Source organism: Hymenobacter arcticus (genome assembly GCF_054779975.1).
Genome location: NZ_BAAGXF010000005.1, coordinates 199,105 through 219,767, shown reverse-complemented (window position 1 = coordinate 219,767; position 20,663 = coordinate 199,105). Strand labels below are relative to the sequence as shown.

Below are 20,663 nucleotides of genomic sequence, written 5' to 3'. Positions count from 1 at the left end.
TAAGCTGCCCACAGCGCCCGAAGAACGTCATGCTTTCCGTTGGTTGGCATGACGTTCTTTTTCATAACTACCTATTTGTTAATAAACTATCTACAAAACCTGCTTAAATTCGACTCCGTTTCTTTTCTTTCCCTGCCCATGCCCCCCAAACCAACTATCCGCCCCACGTGGGCCCTGGCCGCGCTCGGCCTGCTCGGCGCTTGCGCATCCCCCAAAAGTGGCCTCCCCCAGCTGGGCCAGGCCAGCCTCAAAGAAATTCTAACGGCCCTTACGCCCGAAGAGAAAGTGCAGCTGGTGGTGGGCATGGGCTTTTACCCGGCGGGCTTTCCGCCGGGCGCGCTGCCGGCGGGCAACCCCGGCGACAAGGAAATACCCGAAAAAGTACCCGGCGCGGCCGGCCGCACCCACGCCGTGGCGCGGCTGGGTATTCCGTCGCTCACGCTTTCCGACGGACCGGCCGGCGTGCGCATCGACCCCATTCGGGGTAAGGACAGCACGAAGACGTACTACGCCACCGCCTTTCCGGTGGCCACGCTGCTGGCCTCCACCTGGGATACGGCCATGGTGCGGCGGGTGGGCGTGGCGTTTGGCAGCGAGGTGCGGGCCTTTGGCATTGATGTGCTGCTGGCGCCGGGCATGAACATTCACCGCAACCCACTGGGTGGGCGCAACTTCGAGTATTACTCCGAAGACCCCGTGATAGCCGGCAACATGGCGGCGGCGCTGGTCAACGGCGTAGAGTCGAACAACGTGGGCACCAGCATCAAGCACTTCGCGGTTAACAACCAGGAATTCAACCGGATGCAGCTTACTTCTACGGTGAGCGAGCGCGCCCTGCGCGAGGTGTACCTGCGGGGCTTTCAGCTGGCCGTGAAAAAGTCGCAGCCCTGGACGGTGATGTCGTCCTACAATAAAGTAAACGGCCCCTACACCTCCGAAAACCCCGAGCTGCTGACCTCGCTGCTGCGCGACGAGTGGGGCTTTAAGGGCCTGGTAATGACCGACTGGTACGGCGGCCACGACCCGGTAGCCCAGCTCAAAGCCGGCAATGACCTACTGATGCCCGGCGTGTACACCCAGACCCAGGCCATCTTGGCGGCCCTCAAAAGCGGCCAGCTCACCAAGGCCCAGCTTGATACCAACGTAGTGCGCGTGCTGCGCCTGGTGCTGAAGTCGCCCACCTTCAAGGGTGACAAATACACCAGCCAGCCGGCTCTGAAAGCCAACGCCACTGTGGCCCGCCAGGCCGCCGCCGAGGGCATGGTGCTGCTGCGCAACCAAAGCGCGGCGCTACCGCTGGCCGCTGGCCGCCGGGTAGCGGCGTTTGGCATCACCTCGTACAGCCTCATTGCGGGCGGCACGGGTAGCGGCGACGTGAACAAGGCCTACACCATTGCCATTGCGCAGGGCTTGACCAGCGCGGGCTTTGCCGTGGATGCGCCCCTGAACCAGGCGTATAGCCAGTACCTGAAAGCCGAAAAAGCCAAGCTGCCCAAGAAGCGTGGCCTGCTCGACCCGGCCCCGGTGATTGCCGAAATGGCCCTGACCCCGGCCCTGCTAACCCCCGCCGCCCAGGCCGCCGACGTGGCCGTGGTCACCATCGGCCGCAGTGCCGGCGAAGGCGGCGACCGCAAAGTGGCCGGCGACTTCACGCTCACCGCCGCCGAGCAAATCCTGCTGAAGCAGGTGAGCGCGGCCTTCCACGCCAAAGGCAAGAAAATGGTGGTGGTGCTGAACGTGGGCGGCGTGACCGAAGTAGCCAGCTGGCGCGACCAGGCCGACGCCATTGTGCTGGCCTGGCAGCCGGGCCAGGAAGGCGGCAACGCCGTGGCTGATGTGCTCAGCGGCAAGGTCAACCCCTCGGGTAAGCTGGCTACCACCTTCCCCATGAGCTACGCCGACGTGCCCTACGGGCAGAACTTCCCTGGTAAAGTACTGCCTGGCAATGACGCCTCGAAAGGCAACGCCTTCATGGGCGTGCCTTCGGTAAATACCTATGAGGAAGGTATTTACGTGGGGTATCGCTACTACAATACCTTCAACGTGCAGCCGGCCTACGAGTTTGGCTACGGCCTGAGCTACAGCACCTTCGGCTACGGCCCGGTTAAGCTGAGCAGTTCCACCTTCGGCAGCGGCCTCACGGCCACGCTCACCGTGACCAACACCAGCCAGGTGGCGGGCAAGGAAGTGGTGCAGCTGTACCTGAGCGCCCCGGCCGGCCCGCTCGACAAGCCCGCCAGCGAGTTGAAAGGCTTCGCCAAAACTAACCTGCTGGCCCCTGGCCAGTCGCAGACGCTCACGTTCCCGCTCGCGGCCATGGACCTGGCTTCGTTCGACACGCCTAGTTCGTCGTGGGTGGCCGCAGCCGGCACCTACACCGTGCGGGTGGGCGCGTCGTCGCGAGCCATCAAGCAGCAGGCTACCTTCCAATTACCCGCCGCGCAGGTAGTAATGAAAAGCCGCCCGCTGCTGGTGCCCAAGCAGCCGCTAACCGACCTGAAAGCCGGCCAGCCGCGGCCCGGCAGCGCTAAAAAATAATTTTCTGGAAGGGTACCCTGGTTATTTTCCCAATGGGCAAAAAGCCAGGGTGCTTACCTCTGCAACCTAGTTAAACTCGGCTAACCAATGCGTTACCTACCCTTATACGTTGCCACCGCCGTTGGCGCGGCCCTGCTTACCAGTGGCGCATTTTGCGCGGCGCAAGCCCCGGCAAAAAAACCGACGGCCACCCCGCCCAACCGCCAGGCGGCGCTCACCACCCACGATGCCGAAATCAATGCCCTGCTCCAAAAGCTGACGTTGGAAGAAAAGGTGCACATGATTCACGCCAACTCGGCCTTTGCCGCCGGGGGCGTGCCGCGCCTGGGCATTCCGGAAGTAATGACCTCCGACGGCCCGCACGGCGTGCGCCCCGAGCAGGGCCGCAACTGGAAGCCTCCCGTGGGGGCCGACGATGCCGGCACCTACATGCCCACCAACAACACCCTGGCCGCCACCTGGAACCCCGCCCTGGGCTACGCCTACGGCACGGTGCTGGGCAGCGAAGCCAACGCCCGCGGCAAGGACATCATCCTGGGCCCCGGCATCAACATCGTGCGCGCGCCGCTCAACGGCCGCAACTTCGAGTACCTCAGCGAAGACCCCTACCTGGTGAGCGAGATGGTGGTGGGCTACATCAAGGGCGTGCAGGACCAGGGCGTATCGGCCTGCGTGAAGCACTTTGCGGCCAACAACCAAGAAACGCACCGCGACGACATCGACGTGAACATGAGCGAGCGGGCGCTGCGCGAAATCTACCTGCCGGGCTTCCGGGCGGCCGTGCAGCAGGGCGGCGTGTATTCGCTGATGGGCTCGTACAACAAGTTTCGGGGCACCTACGCCACCGAAAATGCCTACCTGATGAACGACATTCTGAAGGGCGAATGGGGTTTTAAAGGACTGGTAATGAGTGACTGGGCCTCAGTGCACAACACCCAGGAGGCGCTGCGCAACGGCACCGACCTGGAAATGGGTACTGACCTCGCCCTCATGTACAAGAGTATAGACCAGAGTGCCGCCACTGCCAGCACGGCCACCACCACGCCCGCCCGCAGCTATTACGACCGCTTTTTCCTGGCCGACCCGGCTTTGGAAGCCACCAAAAAAGACCCCACTCTGCTGCCCCTGCTCGACGACAAAGTGCGGCGCATTCTGCGGGTGATGTACGCCACCCATATGCTCGGCGGCCCCAAGCGCCAGCCCGGCGCCTACAACACCAAGGAGCACCAGGCCACCGCCCTCAAAGTAGCCGAAGAAGGTATTGTGCTGCTCAAAAACGAAGGCAACCTACTGCCGCTCAAGAAGTCAATCAAGACCGTGGCCGTTATTGGGGCCAATGCTGACCGCGCCAACTCGATGGGCGGCGGCAGCGGGCAAGTGAAGGCCAAGTATGAGATTACGGCGCTGCAAGGCATTAAGAATGAGCTGGGTAGCGGCGTGAATGTAACGTACGCACCCGGCTACACCATCGCCCGCGACCAAAAGGCTGACCCGCAGCTGATTGCGCAGGCCGTAGCCGCTGCCAAGGCGGCCGACGAGGTGATTTTCGTGGGCGGCTCCACCCACGGCTACGACTACACCAAGTGGAACGACAATGCCTACGACGCCGAAAGCGTAGACAAGCCCGACCTCAAAATGCCTTTCGGCCAGGACGAGCTGGTGCAGGCCGTGCTGGCCGCCAACCCGCGCACCGTGGTGGTGCTGCTGGGCGGCGGCCCCATCGAAGTAGCCGCCTGGGCCGGCCAGGCCCGCGGTATTATCGAGGCGTGGTACCCCGGCATGGAAGGCGGCAACGCGCTGGCCCACATCCTGTTTGGTGACGTAAATCCCTCGGGCAAGCTGCCCTTCACCTTCCCCGTAAAGCTGGAAGACGCGCCCGCCATGAAGCTGGGCGAATACCCCAGCACGCCCGGCAACCCGCTGAAACAGACCTACAAAGACGACATCTGGGTGGGCTACCGCTATTACGACACCTACCAGGTGAAGCCGCAGTTTGCCTTCGGCCACGGCCTCAGCTACACCACCTTCGACTACGGCAAGCTGAGCGTGACGCCCGGCCCGCAGCGCGCCACCGTAACCCTCACGGTGCGCAACACCGGTAAAACGGCCGGCTCTGAAATCGTGCAGCTCTATGTGAAAGACCTGAAAGCCAGCGTAAAGCGGCCCGAGAAAGAATTAAAAGCATTTGACAAAGTCGCGCTCAAGCCCGGCGAGTCGAGGACCGTGACCATGCAGCTGCCGGCCACCGCCTTCCAGTATTACGACGAGGCTAAGAAGCAGTGGGTGCTGGAGCCCGGCCAGTTTGAGGTGCTCGTAGGCAGCGCGTCGGATGACATTCGCCAGAAAGCAACTTTTACGCTATAACTACGAAGAAAATAAAAGCGTCCCCCGAGATTTCGAGGACTACTTTTATTTTCTTTTGTGCTTCTTTAAATTATCTAAATCATCCTGGTCACGGGGCCGACCAGCCGCTTGCTTAGCCTTTATCAGGTGTTGATACCAAATAAGCCGAATCGGTAAATTATCCACTTCTGTGTCAGTAGCCGCCGCGTAAGCCTCCTCAAAAATCAATCCCTTTAGGTTGGTAATAATGTCTATGGCAACAGGAGGTCGACCAAACGTGAAAACATCAAAATCAGGGTTTTGCAAGAAATTATCAGCCGTCATATCAAACGTGGGCATTCCAAATTCTTGAAAAGCCTGGGCCAGCCTCATATAATTTTCACTTGATTTCTCCACCCATAAATCTAGGTCGCCAGTGGTTCGGCTGTAACCATGCAGAATAACGGAGTAACCACCCACCAGCACATAGCGCACCCGCTGATTATGGAAAGCCCGCAGAAAATCCTGAAAGTCCTGGTTGAATAAATTAGCCATTGAGCACTGCATGACGACGCATGGCAAACGCCGTACGGTCGAGCCGGGGCGGCTCGGCTTGGTTGTAGCCAAAAGCTACACTGTTAAGGTATGCAGCCGCTTGTAACCGCTCTGCTGGAGTCGCTGGCTGTTGTTGAGCATGATACTGCTCGGTCTGCTCGTGCGTGCCCGCATGGTGAGCAGTGCGGTCAAGGCGAAAAGTCATGTAGTAAATATATGCGGCAGGTTAATCTCTTCAAAACAAAAGCGGCGACTGATTCCTCAGTCGCCGCTTTTGTTACTTAAACTTTTCTTTCTTACAGCTTTGCAGCGAGGTCTCCAAGTTTTCTATTGATTCACTAAATGTGTTGATTATTACCGCATCGAGTTGCCTGGCAGTCTGGCGGTCTAGAATTTTCAGTGTGTCGAAGCTACCTGCTTTACCAGTACTAACTCGGCCAAAATCTAACAAGACATCCTGCCACTGAATAGCACCAAGCTTCGGTGTCCAAATCCCAGTACGTCCAAATTGAAGCGCGGGCTCCTTGTTATTTATTGTCTTCTAGCCCATCCAAATAAAGGCGCCGGCTATAATCAAGAAAAACAAGCCAGCTAATTCGTTAAGTTTTCGACTTGCTAGGCCAAATACAGCCATTAACAAAAAACACAACCCAATAAACAGCCCAAAGTACCCATACCAACGAGCGTTGTAAAAAACGCATGAATAAGCTTCCTCGTCCATAACACTACTTCACCACTACGTCCGTCTTGATACTCAGTTCCGTCAGTTGCTTGTCCGAGATGGGCGAGGGTGAGTCAATCATCACGTCGCGGCCCGAATTATTCTTGGGGAAGGCAATGAAGTCGCGGATAGAGTCAGCGCCGCCAAACAGGGAGCACAGGCGGTCGAAGCCGAAGGCGATGCCGCCGTGGGGCGGCGCGCCGTACTCAAACGCGTCGAGTAGGAAGCCAAACTGCGCCTGCGCCTCCTCGGGCGAGAAGCCAAGCAGCGAGAACATGCGGGCCTGCACCGCCCGGTCGTGAATGCGGATGGAGCCACCGCCTACCTCTACCCCATTTATAACCAAGTCATAGGCATTGGCACGGGCCTGGCCGATGGTGTCGGGGTTGTCGAGCAGGTGCAGGTCCTCGGGCTTGGGCGAGGTGAAGGGGTGGTGCATGGCAAAATAGCGGCCTTCCTCTTCGATGTACTCCAGCAGCGGGAAGTTGACCACCCACAGCGGCGAAAACGAGTCCTTGTCGCGCAGGCCGAGGCGCTGGCCTATTTCGAGGCGTAGCTCGCTGAGCGCCTTGCGCGACTTGTCGGCCGGGCCGGCCAGGATGAGCAGCAAGTCGCCTTCATTGGCGTTGAAAGCGGTTTTCCACTTCTGCAATTCTTCCTGCGAGTAGAACTTGTCCACCGATGACTTCACCACGCCGCCGGCTTCTACGCGGGCGTACACGAGGCCGGTGGCACCAAGCTGCGGGCGCTTCACGAAGGCGGTCAGTTCGTCGAGCTGCTTGCGGGTGTAGGCGGCGCAAGTGGCCGCGTTGATGCCCACTACCAGTTCAGCGCTGTCGAACACCGGGAAGCCCTGGCCCTGCACCACGTCGTTGAGCTCCACGAACTTCATTTCGAAGCGCGTGTCAGGCTTGTCGTTGCCGTACCAGCGCATGGCGTCGGCGTACTCCATACGGGGCACGGTGGGGAAATCGAGGTTTTTGATTTCCTTGAACAGGTAGCGCACCAAGCCCTCGAAGGTATTGAGAATGTCTTCCTGCTCCACAAAGGCCATTTCGCAGTCAATCTGCGTGAACTCGGGCTGGCGGTCGGCGCGCAGGTCTTCGTCGCGGAAGCACTTCACAATCTGGAAGTAGCGGTCGAAGCCCGACACCATCAGCAGTTGCTTGAACGTTTGGGGCGACTGCGGCAGAGCGTAAAACTCGCCGGGGTTCATGCGCGAGGGCACCACAAAGTCGCGGGCGCCTTCGGGCGTGCTTTTGATGAGCACGGGCGTTTCGACTTCGATAAAGTTCTGACCGTCGAGGTAGCGGCGCACGGCCTGGGCCATCTTGTGGCGCAGCATCAGGTTGTTGCGCACCGGGTTGCGGCGCAGGTCGAGGTAGCGGTACTTCATGCGCAACTCGTCGCCGCCATCCGTCTCATCCTGAATGAGAAAGGGCGGCAGCTTGGCCGGGTTCAGCACTTCGAGCTTCTCCACGCGGATTTCAATGTCGCCGGTCGCCATTTGGGCGTTTTTGGAGTAGCGCTCGGCCACTTTGCCGGTCACGCTAATCACAAACTCGCGGCCCAGGGTGCGGGCGGTTTCGCGCACGGCTTCGCTCTCAACACCTTGCTCCAAAGCTAGTTGCGTGATGCCGTAGCGGTCGCGCAGGTCAATCCAAAGGATGCTGCCTTTATCGCGGGTGAGCTGCACCCAGCCGACGAGGGTGACGGTTTGGCCGACGTGTTCTTGGCGAAGCTCGCCGTTGGTGTGCGTTCTTAACATGGCAAAGGGATTTCGGGCAAAGTTAGGCCCTTGCACCGCCCCTTGTGCACGCGCCAGGCCCCCAGCCAAGCCAAAAACCTGCCGGGCCGAACCCCAAAGTTTGGTACGGAGTATGCAAGTAGACCTGGCAACGGCGTTTCTTCGATGCCTTCTTCTTTCTTCTCGACCATGAAATTCCTTTCTTCGCTGGCCCTGGCGGCCGCTCTGCTCACGGCCGGCGCGGCCCAGGCCCAAACCAAAGTCAAGACCAAAACCAAGTACGAAGACGGCGCCGAAATCAAGACCAAGGGCGAAGTGCCGGCCGTGACGCTCGACGGCCCCATCAAGCGCGTGGAGACGCTCTCGGGCATCGATATTTTTCCCAAGCCCAACTCTAACAGCGTGCTGCTCAGCTTCACGCAGCAGTTTACCAAGCCCGGCACGCTGGTGATGACCGACTACAAAAACAAGGTGGTGTACCAACAGGAACTCGACCCGCAAAACAACACCGGCGAGCCCGTTGACCTGGGCCACATTTCGGCCGGCACCTACCTGGTAGAGGCCAAAACCGGCAACTACGTGTACTGGAAGAAGGTGCGCATCAAGTACCCCACGGTAGTGCGCCGCTAGGTATCGTATTAGCTTGTTGTCGTTTATAGAACGTCATGCTGAGCTTGTCGAAGCATCTCTACCGCGCCGCAGGGATTACTAACCCTTTCGGCGCGGTAGAGATGCTTCAGCAGGCTCAGCATGACGTTCTAATTTTTGCCCAAACGCTTTTGCCCCGTGAAAGCCCGTATTTTTGCCCAGCTTATGAAGACTTTTGCCCTGCTTCTCACCGTTTTTGCGCTCACCAGCTTTGGCCCCAAACCCAAGCTGACCTCGGTGAAGTTGGCCCCCAACCTCACGGTGGCCGTGCCGCAGGGCTTCACGCCGCTGCCCGACGAGGGCATTGCCGCCAAGTTTCCGTCGCCGCGCAAGCCGCTGGCGGTGTTCAGTAGCCCCAGTGGCCGGGTCGATTATAGCATTTCGGTGCGCCCAACCACCTTCGGGCCCGACTATAACATCTTGCTGCCCATGTACAAAGCCAGCGTGCAGCGGCTCTACACCAAGGTCGATTTCCTGACCCAGGAAGTGCGCAAAGTGAACGGCCGCGAGGTCGTGGCCCTGGAGTTCATCTCCACCTTCAGCGAGAGCCGGCGCTCGGTGCAGTTGGCGCCCATCAAGAAATACGAGTACATCGAGTACGCCGTGCAGGGCCAGCAGCTATACATTTTCTCGTTCTCAGCCCCAGCCGAGGAGCAGACGCAATGGCGCCCGGTGGCCCAGGCCGCTCTCAGCGACATCAACCTGAAGTAAACACGTCCTAAATCGTTCGTCCTTGCGAGCGCAACGCAGTGGAGCGCGGCAATCGCCCCAGAACGAAACCCAAACGACTCGTTCTGGGGCGATTGCCGCGCTCCACTGCGTTGCGCTCGTAATGACAAACGCACCTAACGAAGCACCGAACTATGCTCACCGACGACTACTTCATGCGCCAGGCGTTGGTCGAGGCGCGGCGGGCACTGGCAGGCGGCGAAATTCCGATTGGCGCGGTAGTGGTGCTGGCGGGCACCATCATCGGCCGGGGCTACAACCAGACCGAGCAGCTGCACGACGTAACGGCCCACGCCGAAATGCTGGCCATTACGTCGGCAGCTAACTATTTGGGAAACAAATACTTAACTAATTGCACGCTCTACGTCACCGTGGAGCCCTGCGTGATGTGCGCCGGGGCCAGCGCCTGGGCGCAGCTCGGGGCAGTGGTATTTGGGGCCGCCGAGCCCAAAACCGGCTACCGCCGCCACAGTTTGGGGCTGTTGCACCCGCGCACCCAAGTGCGGGCCGGCGTGTGCGCCGACGAGTGCACAGCCCTCATGCAGGCGTTTTTCCAAGCCAAAAGGGGAAATGTGCGGTAAGCTTTAGCTTGCCGTGAGGAAAACAACCTATGCTAAAAACGGCAAGCTGAAGCTTACCGCACGTAACCCCCGCCCCCAATTGCGGGTTATAGAAGCAGCATCTACCCATCTTTTCACTTTAAAACACCCGAATCATGGCTTTTGAACTGCCCAAGCTGCCCTACGCCTACGACGCCCTCGAACCTACCTTCGACGCGCAGACGATGGAAATTCACCATACCAAGCACCACCAGGCCTACGTAACCAACCTCAATGCCGCCATTGCCGGCACGGAGATGGAGAGCCAGTCCATCGAGGAAATCCTGCACAACATTGCGGCCGCCACCCCGGCCGTGCGCAACAACGGCGGCGGCCACTGGAACCACTCCCTGTTCTGGACCGTGCTCTCGCCCAACGGCGGCGGCCAGCCCACCGGCGCAGTCGGCGAAGCCATTACCAAGTCGTTCGGCTCCTACGACAACTTCAAAACCGAATTCACCAAGGCCGCCACTACGCGCTTCGGCTCGGGCTGGGCGTGGCTAGTAAAGCAGGCCGATGGCTCGCTCACCATTGCCTCCACGCCCAACCAGGACAACCCCCTTATGCCCGATGCCGGCATTAAGGGCACCGCCATTCTGGGCCTCGACGTGTGGGAGCACGCCTACTACCTCAAGTACCAGAACAAGCGCCCCGACTACATCGCCGCTTTCTTCAACCTCATCAACTGGGATGAGGTGAACAAGCGCTTTGCCGCCGCTAACTAAGCGAGCTGCTTTCTTTTGCTTTGAAAGCCCGTCTGCTCCCCGCAGGCGGGCTTTTTTGCGCCTGGTACCGAGCGAGCCCGCGCTCATCTGGTGTTACCACAAGGCTACGCGCCGGGCCGGGCTACTCCCGAAAATAGTGTAACTTTAGGCGCAAAAGGCCCTTTTCCCGAAACTTTAAAGCTACGCCTGCATGAGTATCAAGCTGCGTCTTACCGTCCTGAGCTTCCTCCAGTTTTTTATCTGGGGCGCGTGGCTGATTACGATTGGTGCCTATTGGTTTCAAACCAAGCAGTGGTCGGGCGCGCAGTTTGGCGCCATTTTTTCCACCATGGGCATTGCGTCCATTTTTATGCCCTCGCTCATGGGCATTGTGGCCGATAAGTGGGTAAACGCCGAAAAGCTCTACGGCGTGCTGCACATTTGCGGCGGTATCACGCTGTGTACCATTCCGTTGGTCACCGACCCCGGCATGTTCTTCTGGGTTATCCTGCTGAACATGATTTTCTACATGCCCACGCTCTCGCTGTCCATTGCCGTATCGTACTCGGCCCTCAAAACCCAGGGCCTCGATGTGGTGAAGGACTACCCGCCCATTCGGGTGTGGGGCACCATCGGTTTCATTGCGGCCATGTGGACCGTCACGTTCCTGGGCTTCGAGAAATCGGCTAACCAGTTTTACGTAGCCGCTGCTGCCGCGCTGTTGCTGGGCGTGTACGCATTTACGCTGCCCGCCTGCCCGCCGCCCTCCAAGGGCGCGTCAAGCCGTTCGCTGGTCGATGCGCTGGGACTCAAGTCGTTTGCCCTGCTGCGCGACCGCAAGCTGGCCACCTTCTTCGCCTTCGCCCTGCTGCTGGGCGCCGCCTTGCAACTCACTAATGCCTACGGCGATACCTTTTTGCACGACTTCGACAAAGTGCCGGCCTACCGCGATACGCTTTCGGTGCGGCACCCGGCCTTTATTATGTCGATTTCGCAGATTTCGGAAACGCTGTTTATCCTGGCCATTCCCTTCTTTTTGCGGCGCTTTGGCATCAAGCACGTCATGCTGTTCAGCATGATAGCCTGGGTGCTGCGCTTTGGCCTACTGGCTTTCAGCAACCCCGCTGGCGGCTTGTGGATGATTATTATGTCGTGCATCGTGTACGGCATGGCCTTCGACTTTTTCAATATTTCGGGCTCGCTGTTTGTCGAAACCCAAACGCAGCCCAGCATCCGGGCCAGCGCTCAGGGCTTGTTTATGATGATGACCAACGGCTTCGGGGCCGTGCTGGGCAGCTCCATCAGCGGCATCGTTATCCAGAACTACTTCACCGATGCCGCCGGCAACAAGGACTGGCACGGCATCTGGCTGGCCTTTGCGGCCTACGCGTTAGTAATTGCCGTGCTGTTCGTGTTCATTTTCAAGCATAAGCACGAGGAGCAGGTAGCCGAAACCGAATATTCTGAGCCGGCAGTAGCCGCCTAATCTGGCCCCAAGTCTGGCTCCTTTACCCTATTTGATGAGCAAACCCCTCCCGCCCCCGGCGGCTAGTCCCGACCTGTCGGCCACGTACAACCAGCACGGTTTTCAGCCCACCGTATGGTTTTATACCATGTTTGGCGAGCTGCCGCGCCGTGAAATCTACCAGCTCGTAACGGCTGATGCGCGCAAAACCGTGCTCGCCAACCTGGCCGAAACCTACGACCTCGACCAGATAACGGTCGTGCAGTCCGTGTTTATTGAGGAGGTAGATAAGGTGCCCGAATGGCAGTTTTATGCCCTTTCGCCCGAGCCGCACACGCTGCTTTTTTTCAGCATCACCAGCAGCTACGGCGACCAAAGCGCCATCCTGTATTACTCGCCCCGCACCGACGCCGACACCCTGGCGCGCCTGCGGGCTTCGCTCCAGGCCCAGCTCGAAAGCGGCCAGGTAGAGCGCCAGCGCATTCAGGTGCTACGCCTGATGGGCAGCGACTTGGCCTTCTCGCCGCTGCCGCTCAAAATTCCGACGCTCGACCTGGCCGCGAACTACAACGAGGACCTGCTGCCCGTGCACGAGGCCATTGTGAAGCGCCTGCAAAAGCCCGATGATAAGGGACTTATCATTTTGCACGGCCCGCCCGGCACCGGCAAAACCAGCTACATCCGCCACCTGTGCAGCCTCACCGACAAGCCCAAGCTATTCATTCCGCCCAACCTGGCGCTGCGCATTGCCGACCCCGAATTCATTAACCTGCTGCACGATAACACCAACTCCATCCTCCTCATCGAGGATGCCGAGGAGCTACTTACCAAGCGCGACGCCAGCGGCAGCAACGCCGTGAGCAACCTGCTCAACCTCAGCGATGGCCTGCTGAGCGACGGCTTCCACATCCAGATTATCTGCACCTTCAACGCCGACCTGGCGCGCATCGACAAGGCGCTGCTGCGCAAGGGCCGCCTCATTGCTTCCTACGCCTTCGGCCCGCTGGAGCAGACCAAGGCCCAGGCGCTAGCTACCACGTTGGGCCAAACCACGCCCGTAACCGAAGCGATGGCGCTGGCCGATATTTACAACCGCGAAGAGCCAACCTTCGTGAGCGAGCCTAAAAGCGCTGGTCGCATTGGGTTTAGTCGCTAAAAGTAAGCTCGTCGATACAAGATTAGTATAAAATTAGTCTGGTTTCGGTATAAAGAAAAAGCCGCTCTGCACAATGCAGAGCGGCTTTTTCTTCTGTCATGCTGACCGAAGGGAAGCATCCTATCACGTTTGGGCTGGGTTGTGTTACTAACCTAGTGGCTCGTTCAAACCTGATAAGATGCTTCCCTTCGGTCAGCATGACAAATGGCTTACTTCGAGAAATAGAACTCGCCTTCGATTTGGGCGTTCTCGTCCGAATCCGAGCCGTGCACGGCGTTGGCTTCAATGCTCTTCGCATACTTCTTCCGGATGGTGCCGTCTTCGGCGTTGGCCGGGTTGGTAGCGCCGATGAGGGTGCGGAAGTCAGCCACCGCGTTTTCTTTTTCGAGGATGGCTGCCACGATGGGGCCGCTCGACATGTATTTCACGAGGTCGTTATAGAAAGGACGCTCCTTGTGCACGGCGTAGAATTCGCCGGCGCGCTCGGGTGTCAGGTTCACTTTCTGAAGCTCCACGATGCGGAAGCCGCCCTGCTCAATCATGCTCAGGATGCCGCCGATGTGGTTTTCGGCCACGGCGTCGGGCTTAATCATGGTGAAGGTGCGATTGGTTGCCATTGGGGTTGGGGGTAAATAAAGAAGGTATTTGGTAGGGCAAAGGTAGGGGTGGCGGCCGCCTCCGCCCGAACCTTCGCCTAGGGTTTGGTTGTTGAAACCCAATTCATGCCGACCTTTGCCGGCCCGTTTTGCTCAGCGTGAGCCAGGCGGCATTTTTTCGCATTCGTAGGCCATTTACGTCGTCGATGTTTCCTTCCGTATCTGAGTTGCAAGTTCTGCTGGCCCAGCCCAAGCAGATTTTTATCACCACTCACCACAAGCCCGACGCCGATGCGCTGGGCTCGTCGCTGGCCTGGGCCACTTACCTGAAAAAGAAGGGGCACTCCGTCACGGTGGTTACGCCCTCCGACTACCCGGCTTTCCTCAACTGGATGCAGGGCAACGACGAGGTGGTGGTGTATGAGCCGCGCCACAACGACCGCCAGGTGCGCGACCTGGTGAACCGCGCCGAACTGATTTTCTGCCTCGACTTCAACTGCCTGGGCCGCATCAACGAGTTGGGCGAGTACGTGCGGCAGGCCCCCGGCACTAAAATCCTCATCGACCACCACCAGCGCCCCGAGGCGTTTGCCGACGTGAGCTTTTCGGAGCCCAAGGCGGCGGCCACGGCCGAGCTGGTGTTTGAGATTATTCGGGCGCTGGGCGACCAGGACCTCATCGACAAGGGCATGGGCGAGGCGCTCTACGCGGGCATCATGACCGATACGGGCTCGTTTCGGCACCCCAGCACCTCGCGCAACGTGCACCTCATCATTGCCGAGCTGCTCATCACGGGCATCGACCTGGCCTCGGTGCACCGCCGCATCTACGACTCGCACTCCGAAATTCGCCTGCGCTTCCTGGGCTACATCCTGAAGGACAAGCTGGTGGTCAACCGTGAGTTTAACACGGCCTACATTGCCGTGACCAAGGAGGAGCTGCGCCAGTACGAGAGTAAAACCGGTGACACAGAGGGCCTTGTGAACTACGCGCTCAGCATTGAGGGCATCGTATTCGCGGCCGTATTCATCGACCGCAGCTCGGCCGTGAAGATTTCCTTCCGCTCAGTGGGCGACTTCTCGGTGAGCGACTTCTCGCGCAACCACTTTGAGGGCGGGGGCCACAATAACGCCTCGGGCGGCATCAGCAATGAGTCGCTGGACGCCACGGTAGAGCGGTTTTTGGGGCTGCTGCCGCAGTATCAGGCGCAGCTGGTGAGTACGGGCACCGCGCCGGTGGCAGTTGCGCCGCCCATCGCCTAACTTTGGGCTCGTCTTCGTCTTTATTCCAACTTTTTGTTTTCAATGCAGTTTTTCCTCCGGCCCGGCGTGGCCCGGCAGCTGGCCCTGGCGGCCGGCGTGCTCAGCGTAGCTTCCTTCCTGTCATCGTGCAATAAAGGCGGCGGCGATTATGCCAAAACCAAGTCGGGCATCGAGTACAAGATTTTCAAAAAAGACGGTACGGGCTACTCGCCCCGCGAGGTAGCCGGCGGCACCGATGCCGCTTACAAAGACCGCGTGGGCAAGGTGATGTCGGCCCACATTGAGTACCGTACGGCCGGCGACTCGGTGATGATGAAGTCGCGCGAGCGCCAGTTTGGCATTCCGGTGCGCATTCCACTGGAGGCACTCACGGCCAAGCAGATGGGGGCTGAGCCCGAGGCTTTTGCCCTGCTCCAGCCCGGCGACAGCGGTGTATTCCGCTTCAACGCCGACACGCTGTACCAGCGCAACGCCCATCAGCTGGCTCCCGCTAACCTGAAGAAAAAAGGCAACTACATCATCCTCACGGTGAAAGCCGTGGCCCTGCAAGACCGCCAGGCCGCGATGGCCGAGGCCATGGCCGACCAGCAGAAAATGATGGCCGAGCAGCAGCGCCAGATGCGCACCTACGCCGCCACCCAGGACAAGGCTGATGACGCGACGCTTCAGGAGTACGTGAAGAAGAACAACCTCACGAATTTCAAGAAAACCCCGAGCGGCGTGTACATCGTGGTGACGCAGCCGGGCACCGGCGGCAACGCCAAGCCCGGCCAGATGGTGACCGTGCAGTACCGCGGCACCTTGCTCGATGGTAAAGAGTTCGACGCTTCGGCCAAGCACCCCGGCCAGCCCTTCTCGTTTGCCGTGGGCCGTGGCCAGGTAATTCCGGGTTGGGACGATGCCTTGCAGCAGCTCAACAAAGGCAGCAAAGCCACCATCCTCATCCCGTCGTCGCTGGCCTATGGCAAGCAGGGCTCGCCGCCCGCCATCCCGGCCAATTCGCCCCTGCGCTTCGACATCGAACTGACCAACGTGGCCGATGCCCCGGCTCCTTCGGCTTCACTGGCCCCGGCCCCGGCTGGCCGCTAAGCTGGCTTGCCCCCTTCGTTTACCTTACGCCGCCACGCCCCTCCGGCGTGGCGGCTTTGTTTATAACAGGAATGTAGGGTAAGCTTTAGCTTGCCGACGTCAGGGCTTTCGCATGTTGTATATACTTGCTAAACAGCATTTTACAAGACCTGATGCCGGTAAGCTAAAGCTTACCCTACACGCATCATATTCCCTAACAATCATGTTATGAAGCACTTACTCAAAACACTAATTCTACTTGCCGCCCTTGGTAGCGCCACCGGCGGGCGGGCGCAAACGCTGGCCCCGGCCCCCGGCTACCAGCGCACGGCCAGCGGCACCGAGTACCAGCTGTTTCGGCACGATGCGGCGGGCCGCTACGCGCCCCGGCCGCTGGCCGTGGCCGGCGATGCGCCTTACAGCAGCCGCGTGGGCCAGGTGCTGCTCATTTTCATTCAGTACCGCACCGACCGCGACTCGCTGCTGATGGACTCGCGCCAAATGCGCCCCGAGCCGCTGCCCGTGGTGCTGGGCCCCACCCTGCCCACCGGCAGCATTGAGGAGGCCATGAGCCTGCTGGTGCCCGGCGACAGCGCCCTGTTCCGCTTCAACGCCGACACGGCCTTTGCCAAGTCGCTGCGGCAACCAGTGCCCCCGTTTATCAAGCGCTCGGGCAACGCGCTGCGCCTCGTGGTGGTAGCCAAGCAGCTACTCACCCCCGAGCAAATGGAAGCCCGCCAAAAGGCGATGCTTGACGAGCAGCAGCGCCAACTAAAGGCCCGCGCCGCCAAGCAGGTGCTAAAGGACGACGCCCTCATTCAAGCCTATATCAAGAAGAACAAGTTGACCGCCACGGCCAAAAAAACGGTGGGCGGCACCTGGTACGTGATAACGAAACGCGGCACGGGCGTGCTACCCAAAAAGGGCCAGACGGTGAGCGTAAAATACCGCGGCACGGTGCTGGCCACGGGCAAGGAATTTGACTCGACGGCCAAGCACGGCGACACGCCGTTTGACTTCGTATTGGGTCAGGGCCAAGTTATTAAGGGCTGGGACCAGGGCATTGCGGTATTGCCTAAGGGCAGCAAGGCCATGCTGCTCATCCCCTCCCCGCTCGGCTACGGCGAGCGCGGCGCGGGCGGTGATATTCCGCCCAATGCCGTGCTGCGCTTTGATGTGGAGCTGACTGGGATTAAATAGATAACTCACAACGTCATGCTGAGCTTGCCGAAGCATCTCTACCACGCCGCTAGGGTTAGTAATCCAGCGGCGTGGTAGAGATGCTTCGGCAAGCTCAGCATGACGTTCTTTTTTCTTTTCCGGCTTTCCTCACCCGCCCAGCACTTCGCTCAGTATTTCGAGAGAATTGATGGGGCCCAGGCCCTCGACATGGAGCTGGTAGTAGCGGATGACAACGGCCAGCAGCTCGCGGCGCACCTGGCCGTTGGGGATGGTGCTGGCGGCTGGGGTGCGCAGCAGCTCATCGAAATAGTGCTCAAACTCGCGCAGGCGCAGTGTGGCGGGGCCGCTGTTGAAGGTGCCGCCCACGGGGGCGGCCCCGGCCATGGCCACCTGGTCGATGATTTCGCCGCCAGTTTCGGCGCCAAAGCCCAGGTAACCAGCTAGGTGCAAGAGAAAAAGCAAGGCGAAGTTCTCAATGCCTTCGTCCTGCTGGTCGAAGGTGAGGATAGAGTCGTGCAGGAAGCGAAACAGCGACACGTTTTCCTCCTCCTCGCGCACCGACTTGCTCAGCACTTCCGACAGGAACAGGCCCACGCTACTTTTGCGCATATCGTAGGGCAGCGAGCGAAACGGCTCGGCGCAGCGAAACTCAGCCAGCCGGGTGAGGCTGCCGCCCTGGCGCGGCACGTAGGCCACCAGCTCCAGCAGCGTGAGGGGCTGAAATAGGGCAATGCGGCCGGGCGGCTTGGCGCGCCGCACGCCGTTTACGAGGTAGCTCTGCACACCGCGCTGCTCGGTGTACACGCGGGTGATGATGCTGGATTCGCGGTACTTGAGGTAGCTCAGCACGATACCGCGGGTTTTGATAAGCATTTTTTGGAAGTATGAAATTCAGGGCGGCTGTCATTGCGAGCGCAGCGCGGCAATCGCCCCAGAACGAAATCGTTCGGGTGTCGTGCTGGTGCGATTGCCGCGCTGCGCTCGCAATGACAAACAGTTTTCGCCTTAGTTTTAGTTACTCAGCACAGCCACCTTGCTCACGCAGGTGTTTTTGCCCTCGGCGTCGGAGGTGAGTACCAGGTATACGCCCGAGCGCACGCGGCGGCCGGCGGTGTCGGTGAGGTTCCAGGTGACGGTGCCGCCGGCGGCGCGAGTGCTGTACACGAGGTGGCCGGCTACGTCGGTGATGCGCACCTGGGCGTTGTTGACCACGCCGCTGATGCCCACGGTGCCCGCAAAGTCGGCCCGCACGGGGTTGGGCGACACCTGGGCGCAGCTGGGCGCACCGTCGGTAATGGAGGCCGAGCCGCGGTAGCTGACCACGCCGGCATCGGTGGCCACGAAAACTTCGCCTGTTTTATCGTTCACGGCTACGTCCACGATGCTGTTGCTGGGTAGCGGGCTGTTGGCGGTGGTGAAGTTGAGCAGAGCCTCGGTGGCATCGGCGCTGAAGAGCCACAGGCCGTTGGGCGTACCAAACCACTTGCGGTTGGCCCCGTCGATGGCGATGCAGCGCACCGTTTCGTTGTAGAGCACCTGGAAGCCGGTACCCGTGCCACGCGTTACCACGGGGCGGTCAAAATCAACGTATTGCGTATTATTGGCGGCAGCGCTCACCAGCTGGCTGGGGTCGTTGTACACGGCCACGCCGGCCGCGGTGCCCGCCCAAATGGCGCCGTTGCGGTCGCGCACCACGGCATAGAGCAGGTTGCTGGGCAAGCCGGTGCGGTCGGTGGGGCCGGTGGCGTTGAAGTAAAACGGCTTCTGGCTGGCCGTGTCGAACACCACCAGGCCCTGGCCACCCTTGCGCGACTGCGTGGCCCAGGGGTTGCCGAAATTATCTACCGTGAGACGGTCGAGGTTTTCAAAGCCCGAATAGGCGGGCACTACCGTCCAGGTGGCGGTGGCGGGCCGGAAGCGAAACAGGCCGGGCACGCCCACTCGCTGGTGGCGGTTGGCCACCCACACCTGGCCGCTGTTGGGGTCGGCGACCACGTCAGTAACCCGCACAAAATCAGGACTATTACCCACGCCATCGCTTACGCGCAGCGGCGAGCCGGGCGTGCCCATCGTAAACTGCCGAAACTGGGCCGGGCCCTTCCATTCGAGCAGGCCGTTGCCATAGCTGGCAATGTAGAGCGTGCCATCGGGGGTGCGGGTGCCGTGCGAGAGGTCGAGCAGGTTGGGAAAATCGGTGCGGGAAGGGTAGGAAGTAACCGTGTAGTTGGTCCACTGCCCGTCCTTGTACTCGTAAAAACCGCCCCGATTACCGAATTGCAGGCCACTATCGCCCGAGTAGCCGCCGCTAAACACATCGACTGTGTTGGTGGCCGCGTTGGCTACCAGGCCGTAGTCGGCGGCCGTTTCGGGGGCGTTGGGCCGAATGACTTCGGGCGTAGCCGTGGCCGACGCAAAGCGCAGCAGGCCCTTGTCGTAGCTAGCTACGTAGTAGGTGCCGTCGGTTTCGGCCAGGGCATCGAGCGCCGCCCCAATGGCCGCCGCGGGCAGCACGGGCAGCACGCGCCCCGTGGCCAGGTCCAGGCGCCGGAGCGGACTGTCTTTAAAAGATGCCAGCAGCTGGCCGGCGCTCACGCGCAGCCGGCGCAGCTCATTGCCATAGCCATCCTGCGAGTTGCGCCAGGCGCGGGCCGCGCCCACGCCGGCCAGGTATTCGATGCCCCGGAAAGAGCTGGCGGCCACTAGGTGCCCGCGGTAGGCCACCAGTTGCATATAGGTGCGGGTGGGGTTGCCGGCATCCGGCCTTTCGGCCGTCCAGTTGCGGTAGTCGAGCAGGTTGACTGCCGAGCTAATGCGCCCGCGCAAAATACCGGCGGACGTAGCCGCGTAAATGGTATCGTGCAGCGCCACAGCAGCATAGGCAGTTACCACCTGGCCGGCCGGCCCAATGGCGCTGTAGGTATCGCGCACTTCGCGCTTAGCCAGGTCAAGCACCACCACGCCCAGGCTGGTGCCAATGTAGGCCACGCCGTTGTATACCTGCACCTGGTTCACGGTTTTGGCTGTTTGGCTTTCCTTGCGCAGCAGGTCGGTCACGTTGCGCACTGCGCCGCTGCTACCCAGCAGGTCGATGTTGCCGTTACGGTACACCACCACCAGCTGCGCCGAGGCCGAGTCGTAGGCCAGGGCCGCCACGCCCACGTCGCTGAGGCCATCGCGGCGCGATAGCAACTGCGTGGCATGCAGCTCTTTATCGTAAAAATAAAAGGACGACTCATCGGCCACGTACAGCCGGTTACCGGCTTCGGCCAGCACCAATGGGTGCCGGGCGGGCAGGTGCAGCTGCCAGTCGCCGTAGGCCGCACCCTGGCCCCAGGCCCGGGCGGCGGTCAGCATTCCCAACAGTAAAAGCC

Annotated in this window: 17 protein-coding genes; 11 read left to right on the top strand and 6 right to left on the bottom strand. The window is 60.4% G+C overall.

Annotated elements, in window-relative coordinates:
* Nucleotides 1-138: 138 nt before the first annotated feature.
* Both ACYVGC_RS11255 and ACYVGC_RS11250 read left to right on the top strand, forming a co-directional pair.
* Nucleotides 139-2,538, top strand: coding sequence for a glycoside hydrolase family 3 C-terminal domain-containing protein (locus ACYVGC_RS11255; protein ID WP_460583927.1), 2,400 nt, complete (start codon nucleotides 139-141; stop codon nucleotides 2,536-2,538).
* Between the two features lie 87 nt (nucleotides 2,539-2,625).
* Nucleotides 2,626-4,902 carry a glycoside hydrolase family 3 protein gene (locus ACYVGC_RS11250; RefSeq protein WP_460583926.1) on the top strand — a complete coding sequence of 759 codons (2,277 nt, stop codon included), beginning with the start codon at nucleotides 2,626-2,628 and terminating at the stop codon, nucleotides 4,900-4,902.
* Between the two features lie 45 nt (nucleotides 4,903-4,947).
* Here ACYVGC_RS11250 and ACYVGC_RS11245 read toward each other — a convergent pair whose 3' ends face one another.
* The 3 genes from ACYVGC_RS11245 to aspS all read right to left on the bottom strand — a co-directional run bounded on the left by ACYVGC_RS11245 (nucleotide 4,948) and on the right by aspS (nucleotide 7,904).
* Nucleotides 4,948-5,415, bottom strand: a complete 468-nt coding sequence (locus ACYVGC_RS11245; protein WP_460583925.1) for a nucleotidyltransferase — start codon at nucleotides 5,413-5,415, stop codon at nucleotides 4,948-4,950.
* On the bottom strand, nucleotides 5,408-5,620 hold the full coding sequence (locus ACYVGC_RS11240; RefSeq protein ID WP_460583924.1) for a hypothetical protein: 213 nt from the start codon (nucleotides 5,618-5,620) through the stop codon (nucleotides 5,408-5,410). The genes ACYVGC_RS11245 and ACYVGC_RS11240 overlap by 8 nt, the downstream gene beginning before the upstream one ends.
* Nucleotides 5,621-6,140: 520 nt before the next feature.
* On the bottom strand, nucleotides 6,141-7,904 hold the full coding sequence (gene aspS / locus ACYVGC_RS11235) for an aspartate--tRNA ligase family protein (RefSeq protein WP_460583923.1): 1,764 nt from the start codon (nucleotides 7,902-7,904) through the stop codon (nucleotides 6,141-6,143).
* A 168-nt stretch (nucleotides 7,905-8,072) separates the two neighbouring features.
* Between aspS and ACYVGC_RS11230 the strand changes: the two genes are divergently transcribed.
* The 6 genes from ACYVGC_RS11230 (at nucleotide 8,073) to ACYVGC_RS11205 (ending at nucleotide 13,184) form a co-directional block, all read left to right on the top strand.
* Nucleotides 8,073-8,513 carry a T9SS type A sorting domain-containing protein gene (locus tag ACYVGC_RS11230; RefSeq protein ID WP_460583922.1) on the top strand — a complete coding sequence of 147 codons (441 nt, stop codon included), beginning with the start codon at nucleotides 8,073-8,075 and terminating at the stop codon, nucleotides 8,511-8,513.
* Nucleotides 8,514-8,696: 183 nt separating this feature from the next.
* The gene (locus ACYVGC_RS11225) at nucleotides 8,697-9,242 is read left to right on the top strand and encodes a hypothetical protein (RefSeq protein WP_460583921.1); all 546 of its coding nucleotides are present in this window, start codon (nucleotides 8,697-8,699) and stop codon (nucleotides 9,240-9,242) included.
* Nucleotides 9,243-9,394: 152 nt separating this feature from the next.
* Nucleotides 9,395-9,841: a nucleoside deaminase gene (locus ACYVGC_RS11220; protein ID WP_460583920.1), complete on the top strand. Its 447-nt coding sequence runs from the start codon at nucleotides 9,395-9,397 to the stop codon at nucleotides 9,839-9,841.
* A gap of 134 nt (nucleotides 9,842-9,975) precedes the next feature.
* Complete coding sequence (locus tag ACYVGC_RS11215; protein WP_460583919.1) at nucleotides 9,976-10,584, top strand: superoxide dismutase; 609 nt, start codon at nucleotides 9,976-9,978, stop codon at nucleotides 10,582-10,584.
* 190 nt (nucleotides 10,585-10,774) lie between these two features.
* Nucleotides 10,775-12,049 carry a nucleoside permease gene (locus tag ACYVGC_RS11210; protein ID WP_460583918.1) on the top strand — a complete coding sequence of 425 codons (1,275 nt, stop codon included), beginning with the start codon at nucleotides 10,775-10,777 and terminating at the stop codon, nucleotides 12,047-12,049.
* A gap of 34 nt (nucleotides 12,050-12,083) precedes the next feature.
* Entirely contained in the window at nucleotides 12,084-13,184 is a 1,101-nt protein-coding gene (locus tag ACYVGC_RS11205) for a P-loop NTPase family protein (RefSeq protein WP_460583917.1), read from the top strand.
* A gap of 209 nt (nucleotides 13,185-13,393) precedes the next feature.
* On the opposite strand, the gene ACYVGC_RS11200 is transcribed toward ACYVGC_RS11205, so the two are convergent.
* Entirely contained in the window at nucleotides 13,394-13,801 is a 408-nt protein-coding gene (locus ACYVGC_RS11200; protein WP_283564650.1) for a nucleoside-diphosphate kinase, read from the bottom strand.
* A 185-nt stretch (nucleotides 13,802-13,986) separates the two neighbouring features.
* On the opposite strand from ACYVGC_RS11200, the gene ACYVGC_RS11195 reads away from it, so the two are divergent.
* The 3 genes from ACYVGC_RS11195 to ACYVGC_RS11185 all read left to right on the top strand — a co-directional run bounded on the left by ACYVGC_RS11195 (nucleotide 13,987) and on the right by ACYVGC_RS11185 (nucleotide 17,310).
* On the top strand, nucleotides 13,987-15,042 hold the full coding sequence (locus tag ACYVGC_RS11195) for a DHH family phosphoesterase (protein WP_460583916.1): 1,056 nt from the start codon (nucleotides 13,987-13,989) through the stop codon (nucleotides 15,040-15,042).
* 42 nt (nucleotides 15,043-15,084) lie between these two features.
* Entirely contained in the window at nucleotides 15,085-16,131 is a 1,047-nt protein-coding gene (locus ACYVGC_RS11190; protein ID WP_460583915.1) for an FKBP-type peptidyl-prolyl cis-trans isomerase, read from the top strand.
* A 207-nt stretch (nucleotides 16,132-16,338) separates the two neighbouring features.
* Nucleotides 16,339-17,310: an FKBP-type peptidyl-prolyl cis-trans isomerase gene (locus ACYVGC_RS11185; protein ID WP_460583914.1), complete on the top strand. Its 972-nt coding sequence runs from the start codon at nucleotides 16,339-16,341 to the stop codon at nucleotides 17,308-17,310.
* A gap of 129 nt (nucleotides 17,311-17,439) precedes the next feature.
* On the opposite strand, the gene recO is transcribed toward ACYVGC_RS11185, so the two are convergent.
* Complete coding sequence (gene recO, locus ACYVGC_RS11180) at nucleotides 17,440-18,165, bottom strand: DNA repair protein RecO (RefSeq protein ID WP_460583913.1); 726 nt, start codon at nucleotides 18,163-18,165, stop codon at nucleotides 17,440-17,442.
* A gap of 138 nt (nucleotides 18,166-18,303) precedes the next feature.
* Complete coding sequence (gene porZ / locus ACYVGC_RS11175; RefSeq protein ID WP_460583912.1) at nucleotides 18,304-20,646, bottom strand: ligand-binding sensor domain-containing protein; 2,343 nt, start codon at nucleotides 20,644-20,646, stop codon at nucleotides 18,304-18,306.
* Nucleotides 20,647-20,663 lie beyond the last annotated feature (17 nt).